Genomic DNA, 15196 nt, shown 5'->3' with positions numbered 1-15196 from the left:
GACGGGCAGACCCCCGGAGGGTGGGACAAGTCAACACCCGGACAAGCAGGTTGCGGGGCGGGGTTTGTGTTGCCGACGAGCGAACCAGCGTGCTCGCGGTCCTCTCGTCTTCTCCGCACGACCTTCCGACAGCAAACCACATCTCATCGAGCGGCCCCGGTCACGTTGCGAAGCTAGGGCGGCGGCAGGTTGCAGGGGCCGCTCGATGAGATGCGGTCAGCAGTCTCCAGGCCGTACGGAGAAGACGAGAGGCCCTCTTCGTGGGTTTTCACCCCCGGCCCCTTGACTGTGCCGTAACGGCATAGTTTGAACTGTCTCTTGTCGACAAACCCGATCCTGGGAGTGAGCAACCACGTGGGCTGGAGTACCAGGCAACTCGCTGACCTGGCGGGCACCACTCTGCGCGCCGTCCGGCACTACCACGACGTCGGTCTGCTCCCCGAGCCCGAGCGCCGCGCCAATGGCTACAAGAGCTACACCGCCGCTCACCTCATCCGCGTGCTCCGTATCAAACGCCTCACCGGTCTCGGCCTCTCCCTGGCCCAGATCGCCGAACTGGGCGACGCCGACGAGCACCCCGAGGAGGCCCTCCGGTCGCTGGACACGGAGCTGGCCGAGACCATCGAGCGCCTGCAACGGATTCGCGCGGAGCTCGCGCTGATCCTGTGCAAGGCCACGCCGACCGACGTGGAGCCCGAGCTCGATCAGATCCTGGCCGGTATCAACGCGACTCCCGCTGACCGGGACTTCGTGGTGGTGCTGAGCCGGGTGCTGGCACCGTCGGCGCTCCGGACCTATGCGGAGATGGTGCGGGCCAACAGTGCTGAGCCGGTGCTGGCCGAGTTCAACGACCTGCCTGCCGACGCCGACGAGCGGACCCGCCGGGAGCTGGCCGAACGGCTGGGGACGGTCAGCCGGAACATGATCGCCGGTGTGCCTGAGATGCGGAACCTGTTCGCCGGTGCGCCGCTGGGTGCGAGCTTCGGGGTTCGGGCGATGGCCCAGGCCATCCAGGACCTGTACAACCCGGCCCAGCTCGATGTGCTGAAGCGGATGACTCGCTGACCGGGGGTTGTTGGCGGGTCAGGGTTTCCGGCCCACTCCGGCGAACGGGAGGTTGTTGATCTCCTGCTTGTCCGTGACGTCGCCGACGCCGTCCGGGCGCCAGAACGCGCAGCCGACCAGGCCAGGGTCCACCAGCTCGAAGCCCTCGAAAAAGCGGAGCACCTCGTGGTGGCTGCGGATGATGGGCGCGTTCTGGGTGCGCTTGTACGCCTCCACCGCCTCGTCCAGGCCCGTGGCGTTGGCGTCGCCGGAGACGTGCGAGACGGCGAAGTAGCTGCCGGGGGCCAGTCGCTCGCGGTACTGGGCGATCAGGCCAACCGGGTCCCACTCGTCCGGCACGAAGTGCAGCAGCAGCAACATGGTCAGGCCGACCGGCTGGCTGAAGTCGATCAGCCGCTTGGTCTCCGGGGCATCCAGCACGCCCTCCACGTCGCGCAGGTCGGTCTGGATCACCTCGGCGTTCGGGTTGCCGTGCAACAACATCTGGCTGTGCGCCACCGCCACCGGGTCCCGGTCCACGTAGACCACCCGGCAGCTGGGGTCGGCCCGTTGCACGATCTCGTGCAGGTTGCCGACCGTCGGGATGCCCGAGCCGATGTCCAGGAACTGGCGGACCCCGTTGTCCACCATGTGCAGCACCGCGCGGCGCAGGAACGAGCGGTTCAGCTGGGTGGCGCTGCGCAGGTCCGGCATGATCTTGAGGATCTGCTCGGCCAGCTGCCGGTCGGCCTCGAAGTTGTGGCCACCGCCCAGCCAGTAGTCGTAGACCCGCGCCGGACTCGGCACGCTGGTGTCGATGCCCGCCGGTACCCAGTTCCGCTCGGCCACCCGGACTCCCCTCGTTGGGCGCGGTTACGGTGTGCAGCTTAGGACCGGGGGGCCACACCCGAAGGAAGGGTTGGTCACGAGGTCCATCCGATCGTGTGTATGTGCCTGGAGAAGCGTCGCGGGTGGCCACTGTGACTACATATCGTTACCGCGTTCACACGTTCGGTAGATAAGGTGGTGCGATGGTGGCGGTGGTTCCCGGACGGTTGCCGCTGCTCGGGCACACCTTGTCCCTGCTGCGGAAACCGTTGCCGTTCCTGGCTTCGCTGCCCGAGCACGGCGAGGTGGTGCGGATCTTCCTCGGCCCCATGCCGGTCTACCTGGTGACCAGCCCCGAGCTCGCGCTGCGGCTGCTCGCGGTGGAGGCGGACAAGTTCGACAAGGGCATCGTCTTCGACAAGATGCGCCCGCTCTTCGGCGACGGCCTGGCCACCTCCAACGGCGAGTTCAACCAGCGCCAGCGCCGGATGGTGCTGCCAGCCTTCGCCCGCGGCCGGGTCGCCGCCTACGCCGAGAACACCATCACCGGCCTGGCCCAGGAGCTCGCCGACTCCTGGCAGGACGGCCAGCAGGTCGCGGTGGACGCGCTCATGCAGGACGTGGTGCTCACCATCGCCGGGCGCACCCTGTTCGCCGCCGAACTCGGCGCCGAGGTGCTCGCCGAGATCCAGCGGTCCATCCCGATCATGTTGCAGAACGTGCTGATTCGCGCGTTCTCCCCGCGCCTGGTGGAAAAACTGCCCATCCCCGGCAACCGCCGCTTCGACCAGGCCGCGGCCCGGCTGCGCGCGGTCATCCCGCCCGCGATCATGAACGCGCGCCGGCAGGGCGGCGACCACGGCGACCTGCTCTCGGTGTTCCTGGCCGCCCGCGACGAGGAGACCGGCGCGGCCATGACCGACGAGCAGATCCAGGACGAGGTGGTCACCATCCTGACCACCGGCGCGGAGACCACCTCGGTCGCGCTGACCTGGTTCTTCCACGAGCTGGCCAGCAACCCGGAGATCGAGCGCCGCTTCCACGCCGAGCTCGACGAGGTGCTGGCAGGCCACCCGGTGACCTTCGCCGACCTGCCCAAGCTCCAGTACACCCAGCAGATCGTGAACGAGGTGCTGCGCCGCACCCCGCCGATCATCCTGATGCGCAGGGCGCGGCAGGAGGTCGAGCTCGGCGGCGTGCGCATCCCGGCCGGCGCGGAGGTCGCGGTCAGCCAGCACACCCTGCACCGCGATCCGCGCTGGTTCCCCGATCCCGACCGGTTCGACCCCGGCCGCTGGACCCCCGAACGGATGGCCGCGCTACCCAAGGGCGCCTACCTCCCCTTCGGCGCGGGCGCCCGCTACTGCCCTGGCGCCTTCCTGGCGCAGACCGAGATCGCCATCGTGGCCGCCACCATCGGCGCGCGCTGGCGCCTGGTCCCGGTGCCGGGCAAGCGGGTCTACGCCAAGGTCAAGGCGACCATGCAGCTCAACCAGCTGCCGATGACCGTTCACTCCCGGTAGTCACCTGAAAGTATCCGCCCGGCTACCGGGTGTATTGTCAGGCCACTCCCGACCCTTTCCGATCTTGGAAGGTTGTCCCCGTGAGACTGCTCCCGAAGCTGTTCGCGGTCACCTCGGCTTGCGCCCTGCTGCTCACCGGGCTGCTCGCCCCCCAGGCCGTGGCGAACCCGGTGAACTGCACCGTGCTCGACCTGCCGGTCACCGGCCCCGGACTGCTGCCGCTGCTGCCCGGCGGCCCGGCCACCGTGCAGGGCCAGCTCTGCCTGCCCAGCGGCAAGACCCCGCCGGTGGTGCAGCTGCTGGTGCACGGCGGCACCTACAACCGTGCCTACTGGGACCTGCCGTACCAGCCGGAGCGCTACTCCTACCAGCGGGACATGGCCAAGGCCGGCTTCGCCACCTTCGCGGTGGACCGGCTCGGCACCGGCAAGAGCAGCAAGCCGCTGAGCCTGCCGATGCTGCTCTCCGCCGAGGCCGACGCCATGCACCAGGTGGTCCAGCACCTGCGCGCGGGCCGGGTCGGCGGGGTGCCGTTCCAGAAGGTGGTGATCGTCGGCCACTCGGTGGGCTCCGGCATCGTGGCCGCGGAAGCCGCGCTGTACAAGGACGTGGACGCGGTCATCCTCAGCGGCATCACGCACCTGCCCGCGCTGCCGGTGCTCGGCCTCGGCGCGGTGCTCGGCCTCGGACCCGCCCTGCTCGACCCGATCCTGGGCAACCGGGGCAGCGACCCGCTGTGGTTCGCCACCCGCCCCGGCGCCCGCGGACCTTTGTTCTACCACGCGGCCAACACCGACCCGAAGGTGATCGAGGCGGACGAGGCCACCAAGGACCAGGTGTCCGTGCCGGGCATGGGCACGGTCGCGGTGTTCGGCATCGTGCTGCCCACCACCCTGGGCATCAACGTGCCGGTCTTCCAGCCGGTGGGGCAGAAGGACATTCTCTTCTGCGGACTGCTCGCGCTGCGCGACTGCACCAGCGGCAAGACCCTCCGCCCGGCCGAGGCCCCGTACTACAGCCCGGCCGCGAAGCTGGAGACCTACACGCTGCCCGACGCCGGGCATTCCCTTGCCCTGCACAAGAACGCGCACCAGTACCGCGAGGCCACCAGGGTGTGGCTGCGCAAGACCGTGGGCGCCTGATCACCACAGCACGGGCAGGCCGCGCACCCGTCCGGTGAACGTGCCGCCCTCCTGCGTCAGCTCCCCGTCCGGAACTCCCAGTCGCAGCTCGGGAAACCGGGCGGGGAGCGCGGTGAACACCTCGGTCAGCTGCAACCTGGCCAGCGGCGCGCCCAGGCAGTGCCAGGGCCCGTGCCCGAAGGACAGCTGCGGGTTGGGCGAGCGGCCGAGGTCGAACCGCAGCGGATCGGCGAAGGCCCGCTCGTCCAGGTTGGCCCGCGCCACATCCAGCAGCACCGCCTCGCCCTGCTCGATCCGCACCCCGTCGACGTCGAAGCTTTCCCTGGCATAGCGCGGAAAACCGGTTCCCTCCGGCTCCTCCGCGTCGGCCAGCCGCAGGATCTCCTCCACCGCGCCGGGCACCGCCGCGGGCATCGCGCGCAGCAGCTCCCACTGCTCCCGGTGCCGGGACAGCAGCAGCACCCCGGAGTCGATCATCACCGCGGTGCTGTCGTACCCGGCGAACAACACCATCGTCGCGATCCCCGCGATGTCCTCAGTGGACAGTCCGGCCGCGCACAGCCCGCCCAGCAGGGAATCGTCCGGCGCCAGCCGTTTCCGCTCGACCAGCTCCGCCAGGTACGCGGCCAGCTCGGCCTGCGCGGCATCGGCCCGCGCCCGGTCGTCCACGTCCATCCCGTCCACCAGGTCCCGGAACCGGTCCCGGTCCGGCACCCCGAGCAGCGCGCACAGCGTGCGGACCGACAGCGGCGCGGACACCGTCGCGTGCAGGTCCGCGCCCGGCCCGGCCGCGGCCAGCTCGTCCAGCAGCTCCGCCAGCAGCGCCCGCACCGGCGTGACCAGCTCCGCCATCCGCCGCCCGCTGAAGAACGGCTGCAACAGCGCCCGCATCCCCATGTGCTCCTCGTGCTCGTGCTCATGGGAGTACAGCTCCGAAGCGCTGAGCAGCTGGTGGTCACCGAACTTCGCCGCCGAGGCCGGGTCCGGGTGCGTGCGCCCCAGCCGCCGGTCCGCGTACAGCCGCCGCACCTCCGCGTGCCCGGTGACCAGCCACGCCGCATCGCCCAGCGGCGTCCGGATCCGCCGCACCCGTTCCGTCATCGCGCCCGCCTCAAGTAGATCCTCAGATGTATATCTCAAGGTATACATCAGAGGGTCTACTCTTCACCAGATGCCTGCCGACGACCCAGCCCCGACCCGGCGACTACCCCGGGCGCAGCGCCGCGAACAGATCCTGGCCGCGGCCACCGAGGTCTTGTCCCGCAACGGGTTCGCCGCCACCAGCCTGGACGACCTGGCCGCCGGGGCCGGGGTCAGCCGGATGATCCTGTACCGGCACTTCGAGTCCAAGCAGGACCTGTGCCACGCGGTGCTCGACCGCGCCACCGAACGTCTGCTGGCCGCCACCGAGGTCGAGGTCGGCACCGCGAGCGTGCAGGCCCTGGTCTCCTGGGCCGCGGCCGAACCAGCCGCGTTCCGGGTGCTGTTCCAGCACGCCGCGCACCAGCCGGAGTACGCCGCCCAGGCCCAGCGCCTGCGCGCGGCGATGGTCGCCGAGGTGCAGGCCGGGCTCGCGGGTCAGGACCCGTGGACCCGCTGGGCCGCCCGGCTGGCCACCACCACCTGCCTGGAGGCGATCACCGCCTGGCTGGACGTCGGCGCGCCCGACCCCGACCTGGTGGCCGACCGGATCACCGCGGTCATCGAGTCGATCGTGGCCTAGGCGCGCAGCCGGCCCAGCACCGCGCCGATCTCCTCGGTCACCACCGGCGGCTTGCCCTGCTTCCAGGTCACGTGCAGCTCGATCCGGCGGAACCGCCAGCGCCCGTCCAGCCGCACCACCTCGGCCTGGTACCAGCCGCCGCTGACGAACCGCTCGCCCGGCGGGTCCGCGCGCAGCTGCTGGGTGGCCGCCAGGTGCACGTGCGACTGCACGCCGTCCCAGCGCACCGTGGCCTGGTCGCCGTCCAGCTCGACCAGGTGGTTGCCGGAGAGGTGCTGGGTGGGGCCGAAGAGGTTCAGCGTGGCGATGTGCAGCTCGACCATGTTCGCCAGGCCGTGGAAGGAGCCGACCGGGTAGTGCAGCTCGATGTCCGGGGCGAAGGTGCGCTCGGCCCAGCGGGCGTCGAAGGCCCGTTCGTCCAGCGAGCGCAGGAACCGGGTGACCAGCTCGACGATCTCGGCGCGGTCGGTGAGCGCCCGGATCTCCTGGCGCAGCACAGCGATCTCGTTCACACGGCCCTCCTGGGCAACATCAGCGCGGGCAGCAGCGCGACCGCCACCAGGCCCGCGACCAGCAAGTAGGTTTGTTGGATCGCCGCGCCGGGGGTGCTCGTGGCGAGGTTGGCGGCCAGCACCACCGAGAGCACCGCGGTGCCGGTGGCCCCGGCCAGCGCGCTGGTCAGGCCGAGCACCGCGCTGCCTGCCGCGGTGCGTTCCGGCGGCAGCGCGCGGGTGGCCGTGGTCATGGTCGGCATCATGGTGCCGCCACCACCGACCCCGACCAGCGCGACCGCGATCAGCAAGCCCCAGTACGGCCCGTCCATGGCCAGCTGCGCGGCGAAGGCGAGGAAACCCGTTACCCCGACGGTGATTCCGGCCAGCACGATCAGGCCCGGCGGGAACCGGTCCACCAGCCGCCCGGCCACCTGCATGATCAGTCCGGAGCCCAGTGCCGCCGGGATGATCAGCAGTCCGGCCGAGGTGGCGCTCTCGCCGCGGGCCAGCTGGAAGTACAGCGGCATCAGGAACATCGAGCCGAAGTACCCGCAGGAGTACAGCGCGAGCGTGCCCACCCCGGCGGCGAACACCCGGTCCCGGAACAGGCCCAGGTCGATCAGCGGTTCGCGGATCCGCTTGGCGCGCAACAGGAATCCGCCGACCAGCAACGCGCCGGCCACGATCGCCAGCAGCGTGCCCGCGTCGAACTCGCCCTGCTCGCCGCCGACGGTGATGCCGTAGAGGACCAGCGCCAGGCCGGGGGAGAGCATCAGCAGGCCGGGCAGGTCCAGGCTGCGCGGGGTGGTCGCGGCATCCGGCGGGAACAGCCGCAGCGCCAGCAGGATCACCGCCGCGCCGATCGGCAGGTTGAGGAAGAACATCCAGCGCCAGGACACCTCGTCCACCAGCCAGCCGCCCAGCACCGGCCCGGACAGCGGCCCGATCAGCACGCCCAGTCCCATGGTGCTCATCGCCTTGCCCAGCTCGCCGGGCGCGGCCGCGCGGGCCAGGATGGTCATGCTGACCGGCATGATCATCCCGCCGCCCAGGCCCTGCACCACCCGGAAGCCGATCAGCGAGCCGATGTCCCAGGCGGCCCCGGCCAGCACCGAGCCGAACAGGAACAAACCGATGGCGCACAGGTAGATCCGGGTCGCGCCGAAGCGGCCGACCGCCCAGGCGGTGACCGGGATGACCGCGGCCATGGCCAGGGAGTAGCCGGTGACCACCCAGCCGACCGTGGGCAGCGGGGCGTGGAACTCGGTGGCCAGGTGCTTGAGCGCCACGTTGACGATGGTCAGGTCCAGCCCGGTGAGCACCCCACCGAGCACCAGCACCAATGCGAGGATCTGCGGGCGCGCGCGGGGTGGCGCCAGTGTGGTCATGAGGTCCCCCAGGATCTCGTCGGGTAACGTGGTCAAGGTACAACGATCGTTGCAACAAGTACAACGAGTATTGTAATAATCTCCGGGAGGGACGCCTTGAGCAGCGAGAACAGTGGTCGGAAGGGCCTCGCGGAGAAGCGGCAGGCGATCATCGAGGGTGCCAGGACGGTCTTCGCGCGGGACGGCTACACCCGGGCGGGCATCGACGTGATCGCCAAGGAGGCCGCGGTCTCCAGCCGCACCATCTACAACCACTTCGCGGACAAGAAGGACCTGTTCCGGGCGATCATCCTGGAGAGCGCGGCCCAGGTCAGGGAGACCATGCTGGCCAGCATGGCCAGGCACCTGGACAAGATCCTGGACCTGGAGGCCGACCTGCTCGCCTTCGCCCGCGACTTCGCCGCCCCGCTCCAGGTCTTCAACGGCCACTTCGCCCTGGTCCGCCACATCCAGGCCGAGGTCGGCCACTTCCCGCCGGACGTGCTGGCCGCCTGGCAGGAGACCGGCCCCGCCCCGGTCCGCGCCGAGCTGGCCCGCCGCCTGGCCGACCTGGGCGAGCGCGGCCTGCTCACCATCGACGACCCCCAGCGCGCCGCCACCCACTTCTCCCTGCTGGCCGTCGGCGAGGTCCAGGCCGCCACCTTCTACGGCGCCCGGCCGATCGCCCCGGAGCTCTTCGAAGCCGCGGTCGCCGAGGGAGTGCGGGCCTTCCTGCGTGCCTACGGAACGGAGCAGACCCGATGAACCTGACCGAGCTGGAACGCGACGACTGGGGCCCGCCGCCACCGGAGGCCACCCGGCTGATCGCCCGCTGCCACCAGCTGCGCCGGGTTCCGCTGGACCAGCTCACCACCGAGGACCTGCGGCTGCTGATCGGCCAGCACATCGGCCTGCCGCACCTGGTGCCGCTGGCGCTGGCGCGGTTGCGCCTGGATCCCTTGCTGGAAGGAGACTTCTACCCCGGCGACCTGCTGCGCGCGGTGCTCAGGGCAGGCGCGGAGTTCTGGGCAGGCCACCCCGGCTGGCAGGCCGAGGTGGCCGCGCTGGTGGCCGAGGGGGAGTGGCCGGAAGAGGTGGCCGAGGCGATCGCGGAGTTCCACGGCCGGGACACCTGATCGACGCCCTGACCCGGCTCGCCGGTGCCGGATCGGGGAGGATGACGCCGTGAAACGCAACCGCGCGGCCCACCACCTGGAAACCCTGGCGCAGACCTGCGCCGACCTGGCGGCGAACCCGAATCCGATCAGCCCGCTGCGCGTGCGCGCGCTCTGGGCCGTCGGCGAGATCCTCGAACCGGGGGCCGAACCGGAGATGATCACGGTCGCCCTGTCCGTGGACCTGCCGCCCGCCGAGGTGCCCTGGCGCGGCGAGCCCACCGGCGCGCAGCACTGGGCGAACCTGACCCGGTTGTCCCGCAACCCGTTCCTCCCGCTGTGGCGCTCGGCCCAGGCCCCGGTGTGGAACCACCACATCGTCCGCCCGGTGCCGGTGTGGTCGGCCGAGGAGGGCATCGCCACCGACGCGCTGACCGCGCTGGCCGAGGGCGATGCCGAGCCGTTCCGCGCCGAAGCTCCGTCCACAGTGGACTACCAGGCCCGGCTGGCCGAGGAGCTGGCGCTCTGCCACGCCGCGCTGCGCGCCGCCACCGAGAACTACGAGGCCCGCCGCTGGGCCCCCGGCAAGCTGGAACCGCACGCGGACCTGCTGTTCCGGTCCAGCAAGGGTTACCTCGAACTGCTGGCCGCGAGCGGGCGCTAGGCTGGCCGGGTGCCTGACTTCGATCGCACCGACGCCGTGGTGGACGCCCAGGACGAGCGGGTGGTCATCTGGCACGTGCAGACCGGCCTGGACGACGGCATGTCCCGGCTCACCGGCGCCTGGGTGACCGGCCGGGACGAGCCGGAGAAGATCGCCGCGCTGCTGGAGCGCCGCCGCTGCCTGATCACCTCGGCGGGGGAGAAGGCGTTGGCGGAGCTGGACATCACCGTCGAGCGGCGCATCGACCCGGTCGCCACGGTGGCCGCGATCGAGGCCGAGCGGGACGCCCTGCAGGCGGTCTACGACGCGCTGCCCGCCCCGCACACCTTCGTCGCGCCGATCTGGCCGCCGCTGCCGGAGCCACTGGACCTGACCGACCCGCCGGCCAGCGACGCGGTGCCGCCGACCGGGACCGCGCACGCGGTGGCCGGCTGGCTGGCCGGGGTCGCGGACACCTGGGAGAAGGTCGAGCGCGAGCGGATCACCCGGAAGTACCTGCACGACGCGGATTCCAGGGACCGCAGGCTCACCCCGTTCGCGGTGCGCTGAGGCGCGGGGCCCTCGGGGCCAAGGGCCCCGCGCGCGGCATCACCAGCGGAGTCGGGGGGCTCCCAGGTGGAGGCATCGAACCCGGCTCGGGGTTCGCGGCGAGCCTAGTGTCCTGAGCCGGGGGCCGCTGCCCTTTCACGCTGGGCTGAAACCCAGGCCCAGTCCAGCCCGCTGCCGGGCGACCTCGATCCCGTCCAGCAGCACCGCCAGCCCGGCCTCGAAGGTCTTGCGCGCCTCGAACTCCAGGTACGGCGTGTCCCCCCGGTCCTCCTCCGGACTCTCTTGCAGTCGCGCCAGCAGCGGGAACCGGGTGCTGAACTCCGGGGCCACCTCGCCCAGGTGCGCCGAGCGCCCGAACCACCACTCCTCGTCGGTCTGCCCGGTCGCCACCAGCGCCTGCCTGGCCTCGGCGATCGGCTGCGCGGCCCCGCGCACGTACTGCGAGAGCGCCCCGACCAGCCGCCGCACCAGCTCGGTGTCCAGCCCGGTGGCGAAGAGCAGGCCCAGCGTGGTCTCCAGCACGGTGAACTCACCGGGCCCGAGCACCGGCCGCGCCTGGGAGACCTGCAGGACCCACGGGTGCCGCAGGTAGAACTCCCAGGTGTCCTCCGCCCACACCGTGATCGCGGCCCGCCAGCCCTCGTCCAGGTCGTATTCGGTCGGCAGTTCGGTCAGCACCCGGTCGTACATCAGGTCGATGAGCTCGTTCTTGTTCGGCACATAGGTGTAGAGCGCCATCGCGGTGCGCCCGAGCCGCTGGCCGACCGCGCGCATGGACAGCGCGGCCATGCCCTCCGCATCGGCGATCTCGATCGCGGCGGTGACCACTGCGGCCAGGTCCAAACCCTGCTTCGGGCCGGGTTTTGGCTGTTCATCCGCTGTGCCGCGCCACAGCAGGGCCATCGACCTGGCCGCGTCACCCTGGGCGGCGTAGACCACCAACTTGCATCTCCTTACGCCATAAAGTACCGTCCTGCGGCCATCACTTTACAGCCTAAAGTTCTCTGGGGGTCAAGTGGCACTGCCTGCCGACAGTCACGATGTGATCGAGGTCAGGGGAGCACGGGAGAACAACCTGGCCGATATCTCGGTCGACATTCCGAAACGTCGCCTCACCGTCTTCACCGGGGTCTCCGGCTCCGGCAAGTCCTCCCTGGTCTTCGGCACCATCGCGGCCGAGTCGCAGCGGATGATCAACGAGACCTACAGCGCGTTCCTCCAGTCCTTCATGCCGGCGCTGGGCCGTCCGGACGTGGACTCGCTGCGCAACCTCAGCGCCGCGATCGTGGTCGACCAGGAACGCATGGGCGCCAACGCGCGCTCCACGGTGGGCACCGCCACCGACGCGCACACCATGCTGCGCATCATCTTCAGCCGCCTCGGCCGGCCGCACGCGGGCACCTCGGGCGCGTTCAGCTTCAACCTGCCCGAGGGCATGTGCCCGGAGTGCGAGGGCATCGGCAAGGCCACCGCCATCGACGTCGAGGCGCTCGTCGACCGGGAGAAGTCGCTCAACGAGGGCGCGATCACCGTGCCGCAGTTCGCGGTGGACTCCTGGTACTGGAAGCTGCTGGCGCACTCCGGCCTGGTCGACCCGGACGTCAAGCTCAAGGACTACACCGAGCAGCAGTGGCAGGACTTCCTGTACAAGCCGGCCACCAAGCTGAACATCGCCGGGATGAACACCACCTACGAGGGCCTCGTGGTCAAGGTGCAGCGGGTGTACCTGAGCAAGGACCGGGAGGCGATGCAGCCGCACGTGCGCGCCTTCGTGGACCGCGCGGTGGCCTTCACCACCTGCCCCTCCTGCCAGGGCGCCCGGCTCAACCAGGCCGCGCTGGCCTCGCTGGTCAACGGCAAGAACATCGCCGAGTGCTCGGCCATGCAGATCAGCGACCTGGCCGAGTTCCTGCGCTCGATCGCCGAACCCGCGGTGGCCCCGCTGCTGGCCGGGCTGCTGGAGACGCTGGACTCGATGATCGGCATCGGCCTGGGCTACCTGAGCCTGGACCGGGAGTCCGGCACCCTCTCCGGCGGTGAGGCGCAGCGGGTGAAGATGGTGCGGCACCTGGGATCCAGCCTCACCGACGTCACCTATATCTTCGACGAGCCCACCGTCGGCCTGCACCCGCACGACATCCAGCGGATGAACGAGCTGCTGCTGTTGTTGCGGGACAAGGGCAACACCGTGCTGGTGGTGGAGCACAAGCCCGAGGTGATCGAGATCGCCGACCACGTGGTCGACCTCGGCCCGCGCGCCGGCTCGGGCGGCGGCCAGGTCTGCTACACCGGCGACGTGGCCGGGCTGCGCGCCTCTGGCACGCTCACCGGCCGCCACCTGGACCACCGGGCGCAACTGCGTGAGGAGGTCCGCACGCCTGCCGGGCAGTTGCGGATCACCGGCGCGAACCTGCACAACCTGCGCGATGTCAGCGTGGACATCCCGCTCGGCGTGCTCACCGTGGTCACCGGCGTGGCGGGCTCCGGCAAGAGCTCGCTGATCCACGGGTCACTGTCCAGTAAGGACGGTGTGCGGATCGTCGACCAGGCCCCGATCCGCGGCTCCCGGCGCAGCAACCCGGCCACCTACACCGGGCTGCTGGACTCCATCCGCACCGCCTTCGCCAAGGCCAACGGGGTCAAGGCCAGCCTGTTCAGCGCCAACTCCGAGGGGGCCTGCCCGAACTGCAAGGGCCTCGGCCTGGTCTACACCGACCTGGCCATGATGGCCGGGGTGGCCTCGGTGTGCGAGCAGTGCGAGGGCCGCCGGTTCACCCCGGAGGTGCTGACCTACACCTTGCGCGGCAAGAACATCAGCGAGGTGCTGGCCATGCCGGTGACCCAGGCGCGGGACTTCTTCGCCAAGGGCGCCGCGCACGCCGTGCTGGACCGGATGCACGAGGTCGGCCTCGGCTACCTCAGCCTCGGCCAGCCGCTGACCACGCTCTCCGGCGGCGAGCGGCAGCGGCTCAAGCTGGCCATCCACATGGGCGAGGGCGCGGCCACCTACGTGTTGGACGAGCCCACCACCGGCCTGCACCTGGCCGATGTGGACAAGCTGCTCGGCCTGCTGGACCGGTTGGTGGACAACGGGAACACCGTGGTGGTGATCGAGCACCACCAGGCCGTGATGGCACACGCGGACTGGATCATCGACCTGGGTCCCGGCGCCGGGCACGACGGCGGCCGGATCGTCTTCGAGGGCACCCCGACCGAGCTGGTGAAGAACGCGGACACGCTGACCGCCCGCCACCTGCGCGACTACGTGGGGGTCTGACCATGACGCCACCCCTGGTCGACCACCTCCGGGTCACCGCGGTCCGCAGGCTCAGTCCGCACGTGGTGCGGGTGAGCTTCACCGGCCCCGGCCTGGAGAATCTGTCCACCTGGCCCGACCAGCAGCTGAAGCTGTGCTTCCCGCAGCCGGGCCAGACCGAGCCGGTGCTGCCGGCACTGCCGCCGGACGGCGACCCGATGCGCTGGTACCAGGCGTATCTGGCCATCCCCGAGGCCGAACGCCCGGTGCTGCGCAGCTACACCGTCCGGGCGCACCACCCGGCGACCGCCACCATCGACGTGGACTTCGTGCTGCACGGCGGCGCGGACGGCCCGGCCACCGCCTGGGCCGCCCGCGCCGAGGTCGGTGACGTGCTCGGGCGCTACGGCCCGGACGCGCAGTACGCCCGTCCGCTCGGCGAGTCCGACTGGGTGCTCTTCGCCGGTGACCTGACCGCCCTGCCCGCCATCGCCACCCTGCTGGAGTCGCTGGCACCAGGCCGGAAAGCGTTGGTGTACCTGGAGGTCCCGGACGCCGCCGACGAGCAGCCGCTGAGCACGGCGGCCGAGCTGGAGCTGCACTGGGTGCGCCAGGGGCCGGACGCGCTGCTGAACGCGGTGCGCGGCGCGGAGCTCCCGTCCGGCACCGGCCTGGCCTGGCTGGCCGGGGAGGCGGGCGCGGTCCGCTCGCTGCGCCGGCACCTGCTCGGCGAACGCGGGATGGCCAAGCGGGACATCGAGTTCACCGGCTACTGGCGGCTGCGGCTCACCCAGGACGACGCGCCCACCGAGGAGGACATGGCCGAGGTCCAGGAACGTCTCGCGGAAGCCAACCAGCCGACCGGTCTGGACACCTTCGAGCAGGCGTACCGCGAGCACAGCGCGCCGTGGGTGATCGGCGAACCGCAGCCCGCGGTGGTGGAACTGGCCGCACACGGCGAGTTCCGCGGCGAGGTGCTGGACGTGGGCTGCGGCGACGGCCAGCACACCATCCACCTGACCGCGCTGGGGCACAGCGTGCTCGGCGTGGACTACTCGGCGCTGGCCATCACCGCGGCCAGGGCCAACGCGGTCCGCGCCCAGTCCCCGGCCCGGTTCGAGGTGGCCAACGCGCTGGACCTGGGCCCGGAGCCACGGTACGACACGGTGCTGGACTCCGCGCTGTTCCACGTCTTCGGCGCGGCCGACCGGGCCGCGTACGTGCGCAGCCTGCACCGGGTGTGCCGTCCCGGCGCGGTGCTGCACCTGCTCGCGTTGTCCGACAAGGGACCCGGCTTCGGACCCGAGGTCAGCGACTCGGTGATCCGGGACGCCTTCGCCGAGGGCTGGGTGATCGAGTCACTGGCCGACGCCGAGTACCGAGGGGTGGTCGGCCAGACCGAGGACGGCGGCAAGCAGCTCGGCGATCTCCCGGCCTGGCTGGCCAAGATCCGCCGCGTCTAGCCGGTGGGGCAGGCACCGCCGGAGCTGG

At 71.1% G+C, this 15196-nt stretch carries 15 protein-coding genes; 10 read left to right on the top strand and 5 right to left on the bottom strand.

Features of this window, described 5'->3' with window-relative positions; all coding sequences use genetic code 11:
- The first annotated feature begins 342 nt into the window (after positions 1-342).
- Positions 343-1065: a MerR family transcriptional regulator gene (locus tag M8C13_RS39370; protein ID WP_252485913.1), complete on the top strand. Its 723-nt coding sequence runs from the start codon at positions 343-345 to the stop codon at positions 1063-1065.
- An 18-nt stretch (positions 1066-1083) separates the two neighbouring features.
- Here the strand turns inward: M8C13_RS39370 and M8C13_RS39365 are convergent, their stop codons facing one another.
- Positions 1084-1893, bottom strand: coding sequence for an SAM-dependent methyltransferase (locus tag M8C13_RS39365; RefSeq protein ID WP_252485912.1), 810 nt, complete (start codon positions 1891-1893; stop codon positions 1084-1086).
- A gap of 182 nt (positions 1894-2075) precedes the next feature.
- Between M8C13_RS39365 and M8C13_RS39360 the strand changes: the two genes are divergently transcribed.
- On the top strand, positions 2076-3395 hold the full coding sequence (locus M8C13_RS39360) for a cytochrome P450 (protein WP_252485911.1): 1320 nt from the start codon (positions 2076-2078) through the stop codon (positions 3393-3395).
- Between the two features lie 80 nt (positions 3396-3475).
- Positions 3476-4537: an alpha/beta hydrolase gene (locus M8C13_RS39355; RefSeq protein ID WP_374213317.1), complete on the top strand. Its 1062-nt coding sequence runs from the start codon at positions 3476-3478 to the stop codon at positions 4535-4537.
- On the opposite strand, the gene M8C13_RS45195 is transcribed toward M8C13_RS39355, so the two are convergent.
- A complete protein-coding gene (locus M8C13_RS45195) occupies positions 4538-5638 on the bottom strand; it encodes a cytochrome P450 (RefSeq protein ID WP_305884050.1) in 1101 nt (366 codons plus the stop codon). It lies immediately after the preceding gene.
- Between the two features lie 70 nt (positions 5639-5708).
- Between M8C13_RS45195 and M8C13_RS39345 the strand changes: the two genes are divergently transcribed.
- A complete protein-coding gene (locus M8C13_RS39345) occupies positions 5709-6260 on the top strand; it encodes a TetR/AcrR family transcriptional regulator (RefSeq protein ID WP_252485910.1) in 552 nt (183 codons plus the stop codon).
- On the opposite strand, the gene M8C13_RS39340 is transcribed toward M8C13_RS39345, so the two are convergent.
- Both M8C13_RS39340 and M8C13_RS39335 read right to left on the bottom strand, forming a co-directional pair.
- Positions 6257-6772, bottom strand: a complete 516-nt coding sequence (locus M8C13_RS39340; RefSeq protein ID WP_252485909.1) for a nuclear transport factor 2 family protein — start codon at positions 6770-6772, stop codon at positions 6257-6259. The genes M8C13_RS39345 and M8C13_RS39340 overlap by 4 nt on opposite strands.
- Positions 6769-8178 carry a DHA2 family efflux MFS transporter permease subunit gene (locus M8C13_RS39335; protein ID WP_252485908.1) on the bottom strand — a complete coding sequence of 470 codons (1410 nt, stop codon included), beginning with the start codon at positions 8176-8178 and terminating at the stop codon, positions 6769-6771. Before M8C13_RS39335 ends, M8C13_RS39340 begins: the two co-directional genes overlap by 4 nt.
- Before the next feature lie 60 nt (positions 8179-8238).
- On the opposite strand from M8C13_RS39335, the gene M8C13_RS39330 reads away from it, so the two are divergent.
- The 4 genes from M8C13_RS39330 to M8C13_RS39315 are packed head-to-tail and all read left to right on the top strand — an operon-like array spanning position 8239 to position 10449.
- Positions 8239-8886: a TetR/AcrR family transcriptional regulator gene (locus tag M8C13_RS39330; protein ID WP_252485907.1), complete on the top strand. Its 648-nt coding sequence runs from the start codon at positions 8239-8241 to the stop codon at positions 8884-8886.
- On the top strand, positions 8883-9257 hold the full coding sequence (locus M8C13_RS39325) for a contact-dependent growth inhibition system immunity protein (protein ID WP_252485906.1): 375 nt from the start codon (positions 8883-8885) through the stop codon (positions 9255-9257). Before M8C13_RS39330 ends, M8C13_RS39325 begins: the two co-directional genes overlap by 4 nt.
- A gap of 49 nt (positions 9258-9306) precedes the next feature.
- Positions 9307-9900 (top strand): hypothetical protein, encoded by a 594-nt coding sequence (locus M8C13_RS39320; RefSeq protein WP_252485905.1) that lies wholly within the window; start codon positions 9307-9309, stop codon positions 9898-9900.
- A 9-nt stretch (positions 9901-9909) separates the two neighbouring features.
- Complete coding sequence (locus M8C13_RS39315; RefSeq protein ID WP_252485904.1) at positions 9910-10449, top strand: hypothetical protein; 540 nt, start codon at positions 9910-9912, stop codon at positions 10447-10449.
- 135 nt (positions 10450-10584) lie between these two features.
- Here M8C13_RS39315 and M8C13_RS39310 read toward each other — a convergent pair whose 3' ends face one another.
- Positions 10585-11391: a TetR/AcrR family transcriptional regulator C-terminal domain-containing protein gene (locus tag M8C13_RS39310; RefSeq protein WP_252485903.1), complete on the bottom strand. Its 807-nt coding sequence runs from the start codon at positions 11389-11391 to the stop codon at positions 10585-10587.
- Between the two features lie 73 nt (positions 11392-11464).
- Here M8C13_RS39310 and M8C13_RS39305 point away from each other — a divergent pair, with 73 nt between their 5' ends.
- Together M8C13_RS39305 and M8C13_RS45675 are read left to right on the top strand one after the other, a co-directional pair.
- Positions 11465-13726, top strand: coding sequence for an ATP-binding cassette domain-containing protein (locus M8C13_RS39305; RefSeq protein ID WP_252485902.1), 2262 nt, complete (start codon positions 11465-11467; stop codon positions 13724-13726).
- Between the two features lie 2 nt (positions 13727-13728).
- Positions 13729-15168: an SIP domain-containing protein gene (locus M8C13_RS45675; protein WP_308202912.1), complete on the top strand. Its 1440-nt coding sequence runs from the start codon at positions 13729-13731 to the stop codon at positions 15166-15168.
- Positions 15169-15196: the final 28 nt, after the last annotated feature.

This window comes from Crossiella sp. SN42 (assembly GCF_023897065.1).
Taxonomy (GTDB): domain Bacteria; phylum Actinomycetota; class Actinomycetes; order Mycobacteriales; family Pseudonocardiaceae; genus Crossiella.
Note: the sequence above shows the minus strand (reverse complement) of the source record. Positions and strands in the feature narration are given on the sequence as shown.